The organism is Nonomuraea sp. GTA35 (assembly GCF_041950525.1).
Taxonomy (GTDB): Bacteria; Actinomycetota; Actinomycetes; order Streptosporangiales; family Streptosporangiaceae; genus Nonomuraea.
The window spans coordinates 564,601-579,771 of sequence record NZ_JBGNUV010000001.1 but is presented as its reverse complement, the minus strand read 5'-3'; the positions used below and the strand labels follow the sequence as shown (position 1 = coordinate 579,771).

The window sequence follows — 15,171 nt, the reverse complement described above, 5'->3', positions numbered from 1 at the left end:
CACCTGTTCCGGGTGCAAGCGGAGGCCAGATGGCGCTGCAGGACGAGCCGTCGGCCGCCCCGTCCGGACTCGCGCACCCGCTCGTCAACGGCAAGCTGCTGGTCCCGCCGGTCCGTCCTGGCACCGTCGGCCGGGGCAGGCTGACCGCGCTGCTCGACGACGGCTCCCAGCGCCTGGCGGTCGTGGTCGCCCCCGCGGGCTGGGGGAAGACCACCCTGCTCGCCGACTGGGCCCGGCGAGGCGATCCCGCCGTCGCGTGGCTCACCCTGGACGACTCCGACGACGAGCCGCACCGCTTCTGGACCTACCTGGTCTCCGCCCTGCGTACGGTGAACCCGGCGCTGGGCGGCGCGGCGCTGAAGGCGTTGCGCGTGACCGAGATCGACCCCCTCGAGGTGGCTGTGCCCACCCTGCTCAACGACCTCGACGCGATGACGATCGGGCGGCACGCCCTCGTGCTCGACGACTACCACGTGCTGCGCGACCGGCGGATCCACGAGGCCGTCGAGTTCTTCCTCGGCTACCTGCCGCCCTCCTTCCGCCTGGTCGTCGCCTCCCGGCTGGACCCGCCGCTGCCGCTGGCCAGGCTCAGGGCGGGCGGAGAGCTGGCCGAGATCCGCGCGGCGGGGTTGCGCTTCACCGGCGACGAGGCGGCCGGCCTGGTCAACGACGTGGCCGGCGACGCCCTCGACACCGATGGCATCGCCGCCCTGGTCCACAGGACAGAAGGCTGGGCGGCCGGGATCAAGCTGATGGCGCTCGCGCTCCGGGCGGCCCCGGCGGCCGGCGCGGGGCCGCCCGGCGGTGACGAACGGCACGTCGTCGACTACCTGACCAGCGAGGTGCTCGACGGCGTGGGCGACGGGCAGCGCGACTTCCTTCTCCGCACCTCCGTGCTGGAGCAACTGAGCGGCCCCCTCTGCGACGCCGTCCTGGAACGCGCGGGCTCCCACGTGGTGCTGGCCGAGCTGGAGCGGGCCGATCTGTTCCTCGTCCCGCTCGACTTCCAGCGGTTCTGGTACCGCTATCACCGGCTGTTCCGCGGAGCTCTCCGCCGTGAGCTGGCCACGGTGGCTCCTGACGCGGCTCCGCGGCTCCTGCGCCGGGCCGCCGAGTGGTGCGCGAAGAGCGGTGAGCAGGAGCAGGCGATCCGCTATCTGATCGCGGCCGGTGACCGGCAGGCCGCAGCGGAGCTGCTGGCCGCCTCCGACGACGACTTCCTGGCCCGCGGCGCGATCGGCGCCTTCCTGCGGCTCGGTGACGGCCTCGGCGCGGAGGTCGTACGCGCCGATCCGAGACTGGCCATCTCGCTCGCTTCGGCCGCGGGCTTCACCGGCCGTCTCCACCGCGTGGCCCCGCTGCTCGACCTCGCCGAGGCCGCCATCACCGCCGGCACCGCCCCCGCGGCCGGATGGCGGTCCGGGCACGCTGCGGTGCTGACGCTGCGCGCCGTGTACGCCCAGGACGGCTGGACGCCGGAGGAACTGCTCGCCATGGCCCGCCGCTCCGTGGAGCTGGAGGCCGATCCGGAGATCCCCGGCTGGGTGATCTCCCGGATCGCTCTCGGGAGCGTGCTGTCCGGCACGGGCCACCACGACGACGCGGCGCGGGTGCTGGCGCAGGCGGTGGGGCGCGCCGCGGCGGTCGGCCTGCCCGCGTTCACCCGGCTCCAGGCCACCGGCCTGCTCGCCATGGCCCTGACGAACCGGACCGACATCGAGCCCGTACGCGTGCTGCTGCGCGGCGCGCTGCCCGAGGTCGCGGCGATCGAGGCCGAGCTCGGGGAGGCCGCCGCGCCGGCGGTCGTCTTCCTGCGGCTGGCCGAGGGCGTCCTCGCCCATCGCGACGGGCGTCTGATCCAGGCCAGGGATCTGCTCCTGCACGCCGCGCACCTGGCCCAGATCACCGGTCATCCGACCCAGATCGTCCGGGCCCTGGTCACCCTGGCGGAGCTGGAGCTGGCGCGCGGGGACCGGCGGGCGGCGTCGGCCGCTCTCTCCGAGGCAGGCGAGGCGGCGCGGACCGGGCCGGTGTTGCCCGCGGTGGCCGCCGCCCTCGCCGAGACGCGCCGGCGTGCCGGGCGGGACCCGACGGCCGTGCCCGGACGGGCCGGCGGGCCCGTCGAGCCCCTCACCGACCGGGAGCGCTCCATCCTGCGTGCCCTGTGCGGCCCGCTCAGCCAACGGGAGATCGGCGCCGAGCTCTACCTGTCGATGAACACGGTGAAGGGCTACAGCAAGAGCCTGTACCGCAAGCTCGGCGTGACGTCCCGCGCGGAAGCCGTCCGGCACGGGCGCGACCTCGGCCTGATCTGACGCTCTCCACCCTGGGTGGACCACGGCCCTGGGTGGTGTGCGCTCCCCCCGGTGCCCGCGATGCTGCGCGGCATGCGAACAAGGAGCTCGACATGACGACGAACTACCGGGTGGAGGTCCGCGGGGTCCTCCCGAGCGGCCTCACGGACGAACTGCGCCGCCGGTTCGGAGCGGTGGTCGTCCAGTCGGACGGCGCCCGCACCGTGATGCCGGCCCTGGCCGTCGACCAGGCCGCGCTGCGGGCCGTACTCGACCTGCTGTGGGACGTGGACGGCGAGCTGCTGCTCGTCCAGGCCGTCCCGCCGCACGCGGAGCGGGGGGACCGATGAGATCGTGGCTCTGGCTGCTCGCCGGTACGGCCCTGCTGCCGTTCACCCTTCTGCAGACCACCATTCCGCTGGCTTCCTGGGTGGCGCCGGTGCTGCTGCTGCGGTTCACCCGGACCACGCGGGCCCGCTGGGCGCTGCCGGCCCTGACCGTCGCGATCGCCGCCAGCACCGCGATCAGTTTCCGCGGCGCCATGCCGGTCGGCCAGGTCGCGATCATGGCCGTCGGCGCCGGGGTGCTCGGCGTCGTGGCGTACGCGGTGGACGGGCTGCTCGGCCGGTGGCTGAGCGGGCTGCCCCGTACCCTCGTCTTCCCGATGGCCGACGTCGCGGTGGCGTACTTGTTCAGCACCGGCGACATGGGCACGATGGGGCATCCTGCGGGCACCCAGGTGGGAAACCTGCCGCTCCTGCAATCGGTGTCGGTGACCGGCCTGTGGGGGCTCGCGTTCCTGCTCGCCTGGACCGCTTCGGTGGGCAACGAGTTGTGGGAGCGCGGCTTCGACCTGCGGGCCGCCGGCCGCAGCGCCGTCGTGTGGCTCTGCGCCCTGACGGCCGTGCACCTGCTGGGCGGGGCGCGGCTGGCGTTCGACCCGCCGGCCGGCTCGACCGTCCGGCTGGCCGCGCTGGCGCCGAACCGGGCGGCCGACGAGGCCGCCGTGGCCGCCGGCATCAGGCCAGGGCCGCGCAGCGCGGCGGAGCGCGCCGAGCTGAGACGACGGTACTTCGCTCCGACGCTGGACGACATGTTCGCCCGTACGGTGACGGCCGCCAGGTCGGGAGCCAAGATCGTGGTGTGGGCCGAGGCAGCCGCCTACGACTTCGTCGAGGAAGGGGCGGCGGTGGTCGAACGGGCGCGGGCGGTCGCCAGGCAGGAAGCCGTCTATCTCCAGATCGGGGTGGTCTACCTGCTGTCAGGCGAGCGGAGTCCCAACGTCGAGATCCGCGCGATCATGATCGACCCCGGCGGCACGGTGGTCTGGAACTACCTCAAGACGTCCACACCGGTCGGCGACGGCAACGTGCCCGGTCCTGGGGTGGTGCCCACGACGGACACGCCGTACGGCCGGTTGGCGACCGTCATCTGCTTCGACGCCAACTTCATGCCGCTGGTCAGGCAGGCCGGGCAGGCCGGGGCGGACATCCTGCTCCTGCCCTCCAGCGATTGGGAGCAGGTCACGGACGCGCTCGCCCAGCAGGCGGTGCTGCGCGGCGTGGAGAACGGGATGAGCGTCATCCGGTCCACCCGGCGGGGGACGTCCCTGGCCGTCGACCACCAGGGCAGGACGATCGGGTACGAGGCGAGCTGGTTCACCGGTGACCCCCGCACCACGGACCACACGATGACGGTCACGGTGCCCGTTCAGGGGCGGTCCACCCCGTACGGCCAGTGGGTCGGTGAAGGCGTCGCCTGGCTCTGCCTCGCCGGCCTGTCGTCCATGGGCGCGGTGGCGGCCGTCCGCAGCTTGCGCCGCAGGGCCGCGCGGGGAACGGCCGGGGCCGCCGCCGGTGGCCGGCCGAAGCTCACGCCAGGCGTCCTGGAGCGGCATCCCCGGCAATTCGGTGCCTCCCACCAAAAAGAACGGTGATTCTGTTAGGGTGACGGCGCCGGCACGATCGACGCCGTCGGCGAGGGGGTCGACCGGAGCCGGGGCGGCCAGCGGGTCCGGCTGCTCATGGCCGCCGCCGGGCGGCCCACCGGCACCGCCGCCGAGTTCACCGTGGTGCCCGCCGAGCGGGCCGTGCCGCTGCCCGAGGAGGCCGGCTTCGACCTCGGCGCCGCACTCGGCGTCCCCGCGCTCACCGCACACCGTGCGCTCACCGTCGCCGACGACGGGCCACGCCGGCTGCGGCCCGGGGCGCTCGCCGCAAGGTGGTGCTCGCCGCGGGCGGGGCCGGAGCGGTCGGGCACGCGGTGATCCAGCTCGCCCGCTGGGCCGGCGCCACCGTGATCACCACGGTCAGCGGCCCGCACAAGGCCAGGCTGGCCACCGCCGCCGGAGCCCACCACGTGATCAACTACCGCGACGGCGACCCGGCCGCCGAGATCCGCGACATCGTCCCGGACGGCGTCGACATCGTCGCCGAGGTGGCGCTGGGCGCGAACCTCGCCCTGGACCTGGCCGTGCTGAGGCTGCGCGGCACGATCTCGACCTACGCCAACGACGGCGGCAAGCCGGCCGGACTCGACGTGCCGCGGGCCATGGTGCTCAACACGCGCCTGCAGTTCCTGGTCCTCTACACAGCCGGCCCGGAGGCGCGCGCCGCGGCCGTCGAGGACGTCGCCGCCGCCGTCCGCGACGGCGCCCTGCCAGTCGGCGAGGAGCACGGCCTGCCGCTGATCCGCTTCCCGCTCGACCGCACCGCCGACGCGCACCGGGCGGTGGAGGGCGGCGCGGTCGGCAAGGTCGTGGTGGACCTCGCATCGTGACGCCCGGCGTGCGGGGTCACGCGGCGGGCGACGCGTGCGGCTGGTCAGGGAGAAAACAGTGCCTGGACGGATGGTCGGCCAGATGGGCCAGCCGTTGCCGTGACTCCTGTCCCGCCGGCGTGTAGACGACCAATCGGGCCTCCGGCATGCCCACCACCGTGAGCATGGTGGTGGTCAGCCGTATCTCGCCGACCTCGTCGTAGCGGAGCACCCTGACCTGCGAGCCCGGTGCGGCGACGTCGTGCGTGCTCCACATGCGGGCGAACTCGGGGCTGCGTGCCGACAACCGGCGGACGAATCCTGTCCAGGATGGCTCGTCCAGATGACGGCCGAAGGCGGCCCGCAGCATGGCCACCAGGGGCCTGGCCTCGGCGATGGGGTCGACGAACGGGTTGCAGCAGGGCGGGCTGGTGAAGTGCTCCCAGATGGCGTTGCGCGACTCAGGGGCGGCGGTCACGAACGCGGGGAACAGCCCCTTGAACGTACTGTTCCAGGCGAGCAGGTCGAAGCGGCTGGAGTAGACCGCGGCGGCCAGCGGATCGAGCGTGTCCAGGATGAGCTGCACCTGGGGGTCGAGCGTGCCCTGTTCCTCGATGGGTGGCAGTGCGGGCACGCCGGCGAGCCGGTAGAGGTGCTCCCGCTCCGCGTGGTCGAGGCGGAGCGTACGGGCGATGGCGTCGAGCACGTGCACGCTGGGGTTGATCGGCCGGCCCTGTTCCAGCCACGTGTACCAGGTCACCCCCACCCCGGCCAGCAGGGCGACCTCTTCCCGGCGCAGACCGGGCGTGCGCCGCCGTATCCCTGGCGCAAGACCCACGTCGTCGGGGGTGATGCGCTCGCGCCGGCTGCGCAGGAACGCCGCCAGCTCGCTGCGGCGCTGCGCCCGGATGCTCTTCGACGACACCCTCCTATCCTGGCCTGACCCCGGTCCTGGTGCCAGGTGGTCCCGCTACCAGGATGAGCACGCCCTGCCGGGGCACGCCGGACCCGCGCACGCTCGGAGTCCATGACCACCTCCACCTCATCGTCCTCGGTCAGGCCGGCCAGGACCGGCGGGCTGCTCGCCGTCATCCTCCTCGGCCAGTTCATGGCGATCCTGGACGCCACCATCGTGACCATCGCGGCTCCGGCCATCCGCGCCGACCTGAACAGCTCGGGTGCCGCGCTGCAACTCGTCGTGGCCGGCTACACGATCGTGTACGCCGTGCTGCTCATCACCGGGGCACGGCTGGGACGCAAGTTCGGCCATCGGCGCCTGTTCCAGGCCGGGCTGGTGCTGTTCACCGTCGCCTCGCTCGCCTGCGGGCTGGCGGCCACCACCGCCCAGTTGATCGCGTTCCGGCTCTTCCAGGGGGCGGGAGCGGCGCTGCTGGTGCCGCAGGTGCTCAGCCTGATCCAGCTCACCCTCGACGGCGCCGCCCGCGCCCGGGCCTTCAGCGTCTACTCCACCGTGCTCTCCGGCGCGGCGGTCGCCGGACAGATCCTCGGCGGGGTCTTGACCAGCGCCGACATCGCGGGCACCGGATGGCGTCCGATCTTCCTGGTGAACGTGCCCATCGGTCTCGTACTGGTGGTGGCGGGGATGCGGCTGCTGCCCGCCGACCGTCCCGACGCCACCGCCGGGCTCGACCTTCCCGGCCTGCTGACGCTCTCGCCCGCCGTGCTGCTGGCGGTGACGCCGCTGGTGCTGGGGCACGAACTCGGCTGGCCCGTCTGGGGCTGGGCGATGCTCGCCGCCGGTGCCGTCCTCGCCGCCGCCTTCGTGGCCACCCAGCGTCGCGCTGCCGCCCCGCTGGTCCCCGGCTCCGTGCTGCGGGCTCCCGGTCTGGCGCTCGCCGCCGCCTCCATCTTCTCGATGATGGCCGGCTACGCCGGCTTCCTGTTCACCATGGCGCTGTACCTGCACGACGGCCTCGGCCTGTCCCCGCTGCAGTCGAGCCTCGCCTTCGTGCTGTCCTCCGTGGGCTTCGGCACGGCGAGCCTGAACTGGCGGCGCGTCCCCGCCCGGTTCCACCACCGCATGATTCCGGCAGGGCTGGCGCTGTCGGCCGCGGGCTACCTCGCGGTGGCCGCCATCACCGCGCACCTGGGCTCGCCCGGCCTCCTCTACCAGGCCGCCGTCATCGTGTCCGGCATCGGCATGGGGCTGGCCTTCAGCCCGGCGCTCAACGCGGCGCTGGCCCAAGTCCCGCCGGCGGACGCGGCGAACGCGAGCGGGATCATGTCGACGGTCACCCAGCTCGGCCAGGTCGCCGGCGTGGCGGGTCTGGGGGCGGTGTTCCTGTCCCTGAGCCTTCCCACCGGATCGGTGGCGGCTGCCGCGTCCGCCGCGAACATCGGTGTCGCCGCGCTGGTGCTGCTGTCCGCGGTGTTCGCCGCGTTCCTGCCTCGCCGGTGATGTGGGGCCCGAAGCTTCGGGTGCGCGTCGTGCGGGCGTCAGGTGCCGCCCGCCGATGGCGGGGCGCTGCTCGCCGGCTCCTCGCCGCCCTGGGCTTCGCCGGCGCGCTGCCGGCTCCCGAACTCCCGGGTGGCCGCCCAGCTGGACAGCAGGGCGAACCTGTCGGCGGACGGTGAACCCTCCTCGACGCTGTAGGCGTAGACGGACAGGCCCGGCTCGCCGGGCAGGTCGAAGGCGTCGAAGGTGACGTCGATCTCGCCGACCTCGGGGTGGCGGTAGACCTTACGGCCGGTGCGGTGCTCGTGCACGTCCTGCTCGGCCCAGTCCGCGCGGAACTGCGGGCTGAGCGTGGAGAGCTCTCCGACGAGTGCGGTGAGGTCCTCGTCGAGCGGGTCGCGCCCGGCTGCCAGCCGCAGCATCGCGGCGGTCATGCTCCGTGCGAGGGGCCAGTCGGCGTAGAAGTCCCGGGCGCGGGGGTCGAGGAAGATGAACCGGGCCAGGTTCGGCCTGCCGGCCTCGAAGTGCGGGGCCAACAGCGCGCGGCCCACGAGGTTGGCGGCGATGAGGTCCTGCTGGGCGTTGACCACGACGGCAGGCACGGCCAAGTTGTCCAGAACCCGTCGCACCGAGGCCCGCACCGACTGCCGGGCCCGCCGCCGGCCGTGCGCGGCCGGCGGCGGAGCGGAGCGGGCAAGGTCGAACAGGTACGCGCGTTCGACATCGTCGAGTCGCAGTGCTCGTGCGATGGCGTTGAGCACGCTCTCGGAGGCGTTGCGGATCTTGCCGCGTTCGAGCTGGATGTAGTAGTCGACACTGACGCCGGCGAGCATCGCGACCTCTTCGCGGCGCAGACCGGGCACGCGGCGTTCGCCACCGTAGTCGGGCAGTCCCGCCTCCTCGGGGGTCACGTGCGCCCGGCGGGAGATCAGGAACTCCCGCACCTCGTCTTTCCTGTTCATGCCCTTCCCCCCCTGGAAACATCAGATGACCTGGTCCGCGCGCCAGCACCGGCCGCGCCCCGCCGGTCCGGGCGGGATGCGAGGTGCGTCAGACGGTCAGCAGGACCTTGACGGCGCGGCGCTCGTCCATCGCCCTGTAGCCCTCCGCGGCGTCCTCCAGCGGGAGGGTGAGATCGAACACCTTGCCAGGGTCGATCTTGCGCTCCCAGATGAGATCGATCAGCTCAGGCAGGAAACGGCGGACCGGGGCGGGGCCGCCGTGCACGTGAATGCCGGCGAAGAACAACTCGATGCCGGGGATCGCCACGTCGTGGTTCACCCCGACGAAGCCCAGGTGCCCGCCGCCACGGGTGGCGCCGATCGCCTGCATGGTGGACTTCTGGGTGCCGACCGCCTCGATCACGCTGTGGGCGCCGAGCCCGTTCGTCATCTCCTTGATCCTGGCCACGCCCGCGTCGCCCCGCTCGGTGACGATGTCGGTCGCGCCGTACTCCAGCGCGAGCTTCTGCCGTTCGGGGTGGCGGGACATCGCGATGACGCGCTCCGCGCCGAGCTGCTTGGCGGCCAGCACCCCCATCAGGCCGACCGCCCCGTCACCCACGACCGCGACCGTCTTGCCGGGGCCGGCCTCGGCGGCGACGGCGCCGAACCAGCCGGTGCCGAGCACGTCGGACGCGGCCAGCAGCGACGGGATCAGCTCCGGGGCCGGCTGCCCCGGCGTGGCGACCAGCGTGCCGTCCGCGTAGGGGATGCGGGCCCTCTCCGACTGGGTCCCGATCGTCCGCGCCACGAAGGAGGCGTGCACGCACTTGGACTGGTAGCCGGACCGGCAGATCTCGCAGGTGTTGTCGGAGGTGACGAACGACCCGACCACGAAGTCACCGACCTTGACCTTCTTCACCTCCGCGCCGATCTCCTCGACGACGCCGACGTACTCGTGCCCCATCACCTGGTGGTCTACCGCCTCGACGCCCCGGTAGGGCCACAGGTCGGACCCGCAGATGCACGTCGCCGTCAACCGGATGATCGCGTCCGTCGGTGCGACGATCCTCGGATCGTCGCGCTCCTCCACGCGGACGTCGCCGGCGGTGTACATCACCACTCCCCGCATGAATGCTCTCCTCGCTGCTCTTGCATCGGTACTCGCGCAGGCCGGCAGCCGTTGTCCGATGGGGCCTCCTGCGCGCCCCTCCATGACCCATGGAACCCGGTGAACGCGCTGGCCGGGAGGGGCTGACAGCACCCCCCACGGGTCCCCTGCCCCGGCCGGCCACACCGCCCCCGCCCCGTCACGGAGCGTCACAGGCCGCAAGAGCCCCCTTCCCGCGGCCGGTCCGCCGACGTCGGTCCGAGGGGTACCGGCCTTACCTCCTTCACCCACCGTCACCGTGCTTACCCTGGGGGTATGGGCCAGATCGACCACCGTGCCGAGGTCCGCGAGTTTCTCAGCTCGCGGCGGGCGCGCATCACTCCGGAGCAGGCGGGGCTGCCCGCCTACGGCGGCAACCGCCGTGTCAAGGGACTGCGGCGCGAAGAGGTCGCCATGCTCGCCGGCGTCTCCATCGACTACTACGTGCGCATGGAGCGCGGGAACCTGTCCGGCGCCTCCGACAGCGTGCTGGACGCCCTGGCCCGCGCGCTGCAACTGGACGAGGCCGAGCGCGACCACCTGTTCGCCCTGGCCCGGGCCGCCGGACCGGGACCGCGCCACCGCCGCACGACGCCGACCACGGTGCGGCCGGTGATCCAGCAGGTGCTGGACGCCATCACCGACGCCCCGGCCTGGGTGCGCAACGGCCGCCACGACATCGTCGCGATGAACCGGCTGGCTCGCGCCCTGTACGCGCCCGTCCTGGCCGACCCGCGCCGTCCGGCGAACACCACGCGGTTCGTCTACCTCAACCCGGCCGCGCACGAGTTCTTCGTCGACTGGGATCGGGTCGCCAACGACGCCGCCGCCATGCTCCGGCTGGAGGCGGGCCGCAACCCGCATGACCGGGCACTGATCGAGCTGGTCGGCGAGCTGTCGACGCACAGCGAGATCTTCCGGCAGCGCTGGGCCTCGCACGACGTGCAGTTCCATCGCAGCGGCATGAAGCGGCTGCGCCATCCGGTGGCCGGCCGGCTCGACCTGAACTTCGAGTCGATGGAGCTGCCGTCCGAGCCCGGCCTGACCATGAACGTCTACACCGCCGCCCCTGGCAGCCCCACCGCCGACGCCCTGAAGATGCTCGCCAGCTGGGCGGCCACCCAGGACCTCGCCGAGGCGCAACCGACCGCCCCGGACCAGGGCTGATCCCCCAGCAACCAAGCACCTCCAGCCCCGCCACGCACGGCGCGCAGCCCGCACCGCTCGAAGCCCGCACCGCTCGAAGCCCGGCCGCGCCTGCGGCAAGGCCGCGCCGCAGGCGCCGTAAACCCTGCTGGGGAGCCCTGCCATTACCTGTAACGGCAGACCCTGCCGCATGGCCGAGCGAGCCGGTTTCATGGAGCTTGACCAGGAGAACCTCGGCGTTCCCGCAGGTCAGGGGCCGATCGCGGGTAGGCCCGACGACGAAGACGAGAAACGGAACCCATTCGATGCGAGCTACTTTCCTGTACGGCGCCGGTGACGTGCGCGTGGAGAACGTGCCCGACCCGGTGCTGCGGCAGCCCACCGACGCGATCGTGCGCATCGTGCGCTCGTGCGTCTGCGGCAGCGACCTGCACCCGTACCACAACCTGCCGGCCTCGCGGCAGGGCACCCCGATGGGCCACGAGTTCCTCGGCGTGATCGAGGACCTGGGCGCGGAGGTGTCCGGGCTCAAGCGCGGTGACCTGGTGGTGGCACCGTTCGCCTACGCCGACAACACCTGCGACCTGTGCCGGGAGGGCCTGCACACCTCCTGCCCCAACGGCGGCTTCTGGGCCGCCGGCGACGTCGGCGGGGCTCAGGCCGAGGCGATCCGCGTCCCGCAAGCCCAGGGCACGCTGGTCAGGCTGCCGGTCGGCGAGGACAGCGAACTGCTGCCGTCGCTGCTGACCCTGGCGGACGTGTACGGCACCGGCTACCACGCCGCCAAGCAGGCCCGCCTCACCCCGCGTACCACGGTCGCGGTGATCGGTGACGGCGCGGTCGGGCTGATGGCGGTGCTGTCGGCCCGCCGGCTCGGCGCCGAGCGGATCATCCTGATGGGCCGCCACGACGACCGCACGAAGCTCGGCCTCGACTTCGGCGCCACCGACGTCGTGCCCGAGCGCGGCGCCGAGGGCGTGGAGAAGGTGCGTGAGCTGACCGGCGGGCAGGGCATGCACGCGGTGCTGGAGGCCGTCGGCTACCGGGACGCCTATGACACGGCGGTCGGCATCGTCCGCCCCGGCGGGGTGATCAGCCGGGTCGGCGTGCCGCAGTACGAGGACGCCCCGATCGGGTTCGGCAGCCTGTTCGGCCCCAACATCACGCTGACCGGTGGTCCCGCCCCGGTACGCGCCTACATCGACGAGCTGCTGCCCGGCGTGCTGGACGGCACGCTCGAGCCGGGCCGGGTGTTCGACCAGACGATCGGCCTGGAGCGGGTACCCGACGGCTACCGCGCGATGAACGACCGCACCGCGCTGAAGGTCCTCATCCAACCGTAAGGAGAGCCATGACCGAGTGGACCGGCGACGAACTCGCCGCCATCGGCGACGCCGAAGAGCTCGGCCTCGCCTCCCGCCGCGCGGACGGCACCCTGCGCCGCCCGGTGACGATGTGGGTCGTCCGCGTCGGCGCCGGCATCATCGGCGGCGTCGTCAACCCCGAGTCGCGAGCGGCGACGATCGAACTCATCCCCGAGAGGTGACCCTGTGAAGCACATCAAGCTGGGCGAACTGGACGTCTCCCGCATCGGCCTGGGCTGCATGGGCATGTCCTTCGGCTACACCGGCGCCGGCAGCGACGACGCCGAGTCCATCCGCACCATCCACCGCGCGCTCGACCTGGGCGTCACGTTCCTGGACACCGCCGAGATCTACGGCCCGTACGCCAACGAGGAACTGCTCGGCAAGGCGCTCAGGGGCCGCCGCGACCAGGTGGTGCTCGCCACCAAGTTCGGCCTGGTCTCGCACGCCGGCGACGGCCCCGGGCATCTCGACAGCAGCCCGGCCAACATCCGCGCCGCCGTCGAGGGCTCGCTGCGCCGCCTGGGCACCGACCACATCGACCTGTACTACCAGCACCGGGTCGATCCAAAGGTGCCGATCGAGGACACCATCGGCGCGGTCGCCGAACTGGTGCAGCAGGGCAAGGTCCGTCACATCGGCCTGTCCGAGGCGTGGCTGGACACCATCCGCCGCGCGCACGCCGTCCACCCGATCACCGCGCTGCAGTCGGAGTACTCGCTGTGGACCCGCGACCAGGAGCAGGTGCTGCCGCTGCTGCGCGAGCTGGGCATCGGGCTCGTCGCCTACTCCCCGCTCGGCCACGGCTTCCTCACCGGGAAGATCCGCTCCGAGAGCGACTTCGGCCCCGACGACTTCCGCGCCACCAACCCCCGCTTCACCGGCGAGAACTTCCAGCGCAACCTCGCCCTCGCCGACGAGGTGCAGGCCATCGCCGCCGAGGCCGGCGCCACGCCCGCGCAGGTCGCGATCGCCTGGCTGCTCAGCAAGGGCGACGACATCGCCCCCATCCCGGGCACCAAGCGGGTCTCGCGCCTGGAGGAGAACGCCGCCGCCGACGGCCTCGTCCTGACCGCCGGGCAGCTCGCCAAGCTCGACAGCCTGCCCCCGGCCGCCGGCGGCCACCACAACGAGGCCCAGATGCAGATGATCGAACGATGAACGGAGCCTCCATGCGGACCGTCACCCTGAACAACGGCGTCGAGATGCCCATCCTCGGCTTCGGCGTCTACCAGATCCCGCCCGAGCAGACCGAACAGGCCGTCACCGAAGCGCTCCAGGCCGGCTACCGGCTGCTCGACACCGCCGCCGCGTACCGCAACGAGGAAGCCGTCGGCCGGGCGATCAAGGGCAGCGGCATCCCGCGCGAGGAGCTGTTCGTCACCACCAAGCTGTGGGTCTCCGACGCCGGGGAGGACAGCGCCCGGCGCGCCTTCGACACCTCGCTGACCAGGCTCGGCCTGGACTACCTCGACCTGTACCTGATCCACCAGCCCTACGGCGACGTCTACGGCTCGTGGCGGGCGATGGAGAGGCTCAACCGTGAGGGTCGCGCCCGCGCCATCGGGGTGTCCAACTTCTACCCCGACCGGCTCGTCGATCTCATCGACCACAACGAGATCACGCCCGCCGTCAACCAGATCGAGACCCACCCGTTCTTCCAGCGCACCGCCGACCAGCAGGTCATGGTCGAGCGCGGGGTGCAGATCGAGTCGTGGGGTCCGTTCGCCGAGGGCCGCAACAACCTCTTCACCGACCCGGTCCTGAGCGACATCGCGCAGGCGCACGGCAAGTCGGTGCCGCAGGTCGTGCTGCGCTGGCTCATCCAGCGCGACGTCGTCGTGATCCCCAAGTCGGTCCGCGCCGACCGGATGGCCGAGAACTTCGACGTCTTCGACTTCCAGCTCACCGACGACCAGCTGAGCCGCATCGCCGGCCTGGACACCGGAGCCTCGCTGTTCCTCGACCACCGCGACCCGGTCGTAGCAGGCCAGCTCGGCAACTTCCGCCTCACGGACTGACCGGGCGGCGGCCACTCATTCCCACTCAGGAGGCAGCAGTGCACGTCAGGACGCTGGGACAGGGCCTGCAGGTGTCAGCCATCGGGCTGGGCTGCATGGGCATGTCGCAGAGCTACGGCCCGAACCCCGGCACCCGCCAGGACATGATCGGCGTGATCCGATCCGCCCTGGACGCCGGGGTGACCTTCCTCGACACCGCCGAGGTCTACGGCCCCTACGACAATGAGGAACTCGTGGGTGAGGCCATCGCCCCGATCCGGGACCAGGTGCAGCTCGCCACGAAGTTCGGCTGGGACATCCGCGACGGCAAGCCCATCGGCCTCGACTCCCGGCCCGAGCAGATCCGCAAGGTCGCCGACGCCTCCTTGCGGCGTCTGCGTACCGACGTGATCGACCTGTTCTACCAGCACCGCGTGGACCCGGACGTGCCCATCGAGGACGTGGCCGGCGCGGTGGGCGAGTTGGTGCGGGCCGGCAAGGTCAGGCACTTCGGCCTGTCCGAGGCGTCGGCCGCCACGATCCGCAAGGCCCACGCCGTGCACCCGGTTACCGCGGTGCAGTCGGAGTACTCGCTGTGGACCCGCGACCCCGAACCCGAGGTGCTGCCCACCTGCGCGGAGCTGGGCATCGGCTTCGTCCCGTTCAGCCCGCTCGGCAAGGGATTCCTGACCGGCACGGTCGCCTCGGGCACCTCCTTCGCCGAGGGGGACATCCGGGCCACGATCCCGCGCTTCGACGCCGAGCACCTGCCCGCCAACCAGGCCCTGGTTGATCACATACGCGCCTTGGCCGAGGCCAAGGGCGCCACACCCGGCCAGATCGCCCTGGCCTGGCTGCTGGCCCAGCAGCCCTGGATCGCGCCGATCCCCGGCACCCGCCGCCTGTCCCGCCTCCAGGAGAACGCCGCCGCCACCGTGGTGGGGCTGTCCGCCGACGAACGAGCGGACTTGGACGCCCTGGCGGCCCGCGTCGGCGTGGCCGGAGACCGGTACGGCGAGGCCCACATGAGGATGGTCGGCCGCTGACCTGCCGGACGATGGTCAAGGGTCCGTCTCATCGGTACGTCGTGGGCGAGGCGGAGA

The 15,171-nt window shown here is 72.6% G+C and carries 15 protein-coding genes; 12 read left to right on the top strand and 3 right to left on the bottom strand.

Going from position 1 to position 15,171, the window contains the following annotated elements:
* The first annotated feature begins 29 nt into the window (after positions 1 to 29).
* The 5 genes from ACBJ32_RS02560 (at position 30) to ACBJ32_RS02540 (ending at position 5,072) form a co-directional block, all read left to right on the top strand.
* Positions 30 to 2,315 (top strand): LuxR C-terminal-related transcriptional regulator, encoded by a 2,286-nt coding sequence (locus ACBJ32_RS02560; RefSeq protein ID WP_375125221.1) that lies wholly within the window; start codon positions 30 to 32, stop codon positions 2,313 to 2,315.
* Positions 2,316 to 2,407: 92 nt separating this feature from the next.
* The gene (locus tag ACBJ32_RS02555; RefSeq protein WP_375125220.1) at positions 2,408 to 2,644 is read left to right on the top strand and encodes a hypothetical protein; all 237 of its coding nucleotides are present in this window, start codon (positions 2,408 to 2,410) and stop codon (positions 2,642 to 2,644) included.
* Positions 2,641 to 4,230 (top strand): nitrilase-related carbon-nitrogen hydrolase, encoded by a 1,590-nt coding sequence (locus tag ACBJ32_RS02550; RefSeq protein WP_375125219.1) that lies wholly within the window; start codon positions 2,641 to 2,643, stop codon positions 4,228 to 4,230. The genes ACBJ32_RS02555 and ACBJ32_RS02550 overlap by 4 nt, the downstream gene beginning before the upstream one ends.
* Positions 4,231 to 4,317: 87 nt before the next feature.
* Positions 4,318 to 4,560, top strand: a complete 243-nt coding sequence (locus ACBJ32_RS02545; RefSeq protein WP_375125218.1) for a hypothetical protein — start codon at positions 4,318 to 4,320, stop codon at positions 4,558 to 4,560.
* Positions 4,518 to 5,072, top strand: a complete 555-nt coding sequence (locus ACBJ32_RS02540; RefSeq protein WP_375125217.1) for a zinc-binding dehydrogenase — start codon at positions 4,518 to 4,520, stop codon at positions 5,070 to 5,072. Before ACBJ32_RS02545 ends, ACBJ32_RS02540 begins: the two co-directional genes overlap by 43 nt.
* A 16-nt stretch (positions 5,073 to 5,088) precedes the next feature.
* Here the strand turns inward: ACBJ32_RS02540 and ACBJ32_RS02535 are convergent, their stop codons facing one another.
* Positions 5,089 to 5,976, bottom strand: coding sequence for a helix-turn-helix transcriptional regulator (locus ACBJ32_RS02535; RefSeq protein WP_375125216.1), 888 nt, complete (start codon positions 5,974 to 5,976; stop codon positions 5,089 to 5,091).
* A gap of 102 nt (positions 5,977 to 6,078) precedes the next feature.
* On the opposite strand from ACBJ32_RS02535, the gene ACBJ32_RS02530 reads away from it, so the two are divergent.
* Positions 6,079 to 7,470 (top strand): MFS transporter, encoded by a 1,392-nt coding sequence (locus ACBJ32_RS02530; RefSeq protein ID WP_375125215.1) that lies wholly within the window; start codon positions 6,079 to 6,081, stop codon positions 7,468 to 7,470.
* Between the two features lie 38 nt (positions 7,471 to 7,508).
* Here the strand turns inward: ACBJ32_RS02530 and ACBJ32_RS02525 are convergent, their stop codons facing one another.
* Both ACBJ32_RS02525 and ACBJ32_RS02520 read right to left on the bottom strand, forming a co-directional pair.
* Positions 7,509 to 8,429, bottom strand: coding sequence for a helix-turn-helix domain-containing protein (locus ACBJ32_RS02525; RefSeq protein WP_375125214.1), 921 nt, complete (start codon positions 8,427 to 8,429; stop codon positions 7,509 to 7,511).
* A gap of 88 nt (positions 8,430 to 8,517) precedes the next feature.
* On the bottom strand, positions 8,518 to 9,540 hold the full coding sequence (locus tag ACBJ32_RS02520; RefSeq protein ID WP_375125213.1) for a zinc-dependent alcohol dehydrogenase family protein: 1,023 nt from the start codon (positions 9,538 to 9,540) through the stop codon (positions 8,518 to 8,520).
* 294 nt (positions 9,541 to 9,834) lie between these two features.
* On the opposite strand from ACBJ32_RS02520, the gene ACBJ32_RS02515 reads away from it, so the two are divergent.
* The 6 genes from ACBJ32_RS02515 to ACBJ32_RS02490 all read left to right on the top strand — a co-directional run bounded on the left by ACBJ32_RS02515 (position 9,835) and on the right by ACBJ32_RS02490 (position 15,114).
* Positions 9,835 to 10,725: a helix-turn-helix transcriptional regulator gene (locus ACBJ32_RS02515; RefSeq protein ID WP_375125212.1), complete on the top strand. Its 891-nt coding sequence runs from the start codon at positions 9,835 to 9,837 to the stop codon at positions 10,723 to 10,725.
* 284 nt (positions 10,726 to 11,009) lie between these two features.
* A complete protein-coding gene (locus ACBJ32_RS02510) occupies positions 11,010 to 12,047 on the top strand; it encodes a zinc-dependent alcohol dehydrogenase family protein (protein ID WP_375125211.1) in 1,038 nt (345 codons plus the stop codon).
* A gap of 8 nt (positions 12,048 to 12,055) precedes the next feature.
* Positions 12,056 to 12,250, top strand: coding sequence for a DUF2255 family protein (locus ACBJ32_RS02505; protein WP_375125210.1), 195 nt, complete (start codon positions 12,056 to 12,058; stop codon positions 12,248 to 12,250).
* A 4-nt stretch (positions 12,251 to 12,254) separates the two neighbouring features.
* Positions 12,255 to 13,229: an aldo/keto reductase gene (locus ACBJ32_RS02500; protein WP_375125209.1), complete on the top strand. Its 975-nt coding sequence runs from the start codon at positions 12,255 to 12,257 to the stop codon at positions 13,227 to 13,229.
* An 11-nt stretch (positions 13,230 to 13,240) separates the two neighbouring features.
* Entirely contained in the window at positions 13,241 to 14,089 is an 849-nt protein-coding gene (locus tag ACBJ32_RS02495; RefSeq protein WP_375125208.1) for an aldo/keto reductase, read from the top strand.
* A 38-nt stretch (positions 14,090 to 14,127) separates the two neighbouring features.
* Positions 14,128 to 15,114, top strand: coding sequence for an aldo/keto reductase (locus tag ACBJ32_RS02490; RefSeq protein ID WP_375125207.1), 987 nt, complete (start codon positions 14,128 to 14,130; stop codon positions 15,112 to 15,114).
* The last annotated feature ends 57 nt before the right edge of the window (positions 15,115 to 15,171 follow it).

Bases quoted from the DNA above. Each gene is read 5' to 3' on its own strand.
- ACBJ32_RS02525 (WP_375125214.1), bottom strand. From the start codon at position 8,429: ATGAACAGGAAAGACGAGGTGCGGGAGTTCCTGATCTCCCGCCGGGCG.
- ACBJ32_RS02515 (WP_375125212.1), top strand. From the start codon at position 9,835: ATGGGCCAGATCGACCACCGTGCCGAGGTCCGCGAGTTTCTCAGCTCG.
- ACBJ32_RS02550 (WP_375125219.1), top strand. From the start codon at position 2,641: ATGAGATCGTGGCTCTGGCTGCTCGCCGGTACGGCCCTGCTGCCGTTC.
- ACBJ32_RS02560 (WP_375125221.1), top strand. From the start codon at position 30: ATGGCGCTGCAGGACGAGCCGTCGGCCGCCCCGTCCGGACTCGCGCAC.
- ACBJ32_RS02520 (WP_375125213.1), bottom strand. From the start codon at position 9,540: ATGCGGGGAGTGGTGATGTACACCGCCGGCGACGTCCGCGTGGAGGAG.
- ACBJ32_RS02530 (WP_375125215.1), top strand. From the start codon at position 6,079: ATGACCACCTCCACCTCATCGTCCTCGGTCAGGCCGGCCAGGACCGGC.
- ACBJ32_RS02510 (WP_375125211.1), top strand. From the start codon at position 11,010: ATGCGAGCTACTTTCCTGTACGGCGCCGGTGACGTGCGCGTGGAGAAC.
- ACBJ32_RS02505 (WP_375125210.1), top strand. From the start codon at position 12,056: ATGACCGAGTGGACCGGCGACGAACTCGCCGCCATCGGCGACGCCGAA.
- ACBJ32_RS02495 (WP_375125208.1), top strand. From the start codon at position 13,241: ATGCGGACCGTCACCCTGAACAACGGCGTCGAGATGCCCATCCTCGGC.
- ACBJ32_RS02545 (WP_375125218.1), top strand. From the start codon at position 4,318: ATGGCCGCCGCCGGGCGGCCCACCGGCACCGCCGCCGAGTTCACCGTG.
- ACBJ32_RS02555 (WP_375125220.1), top strand. From the start codon at position 2,408: ATGACGACGAACTACCGGGTGGAGGTCCGCGGGGTCCTCCCGAGCGGC.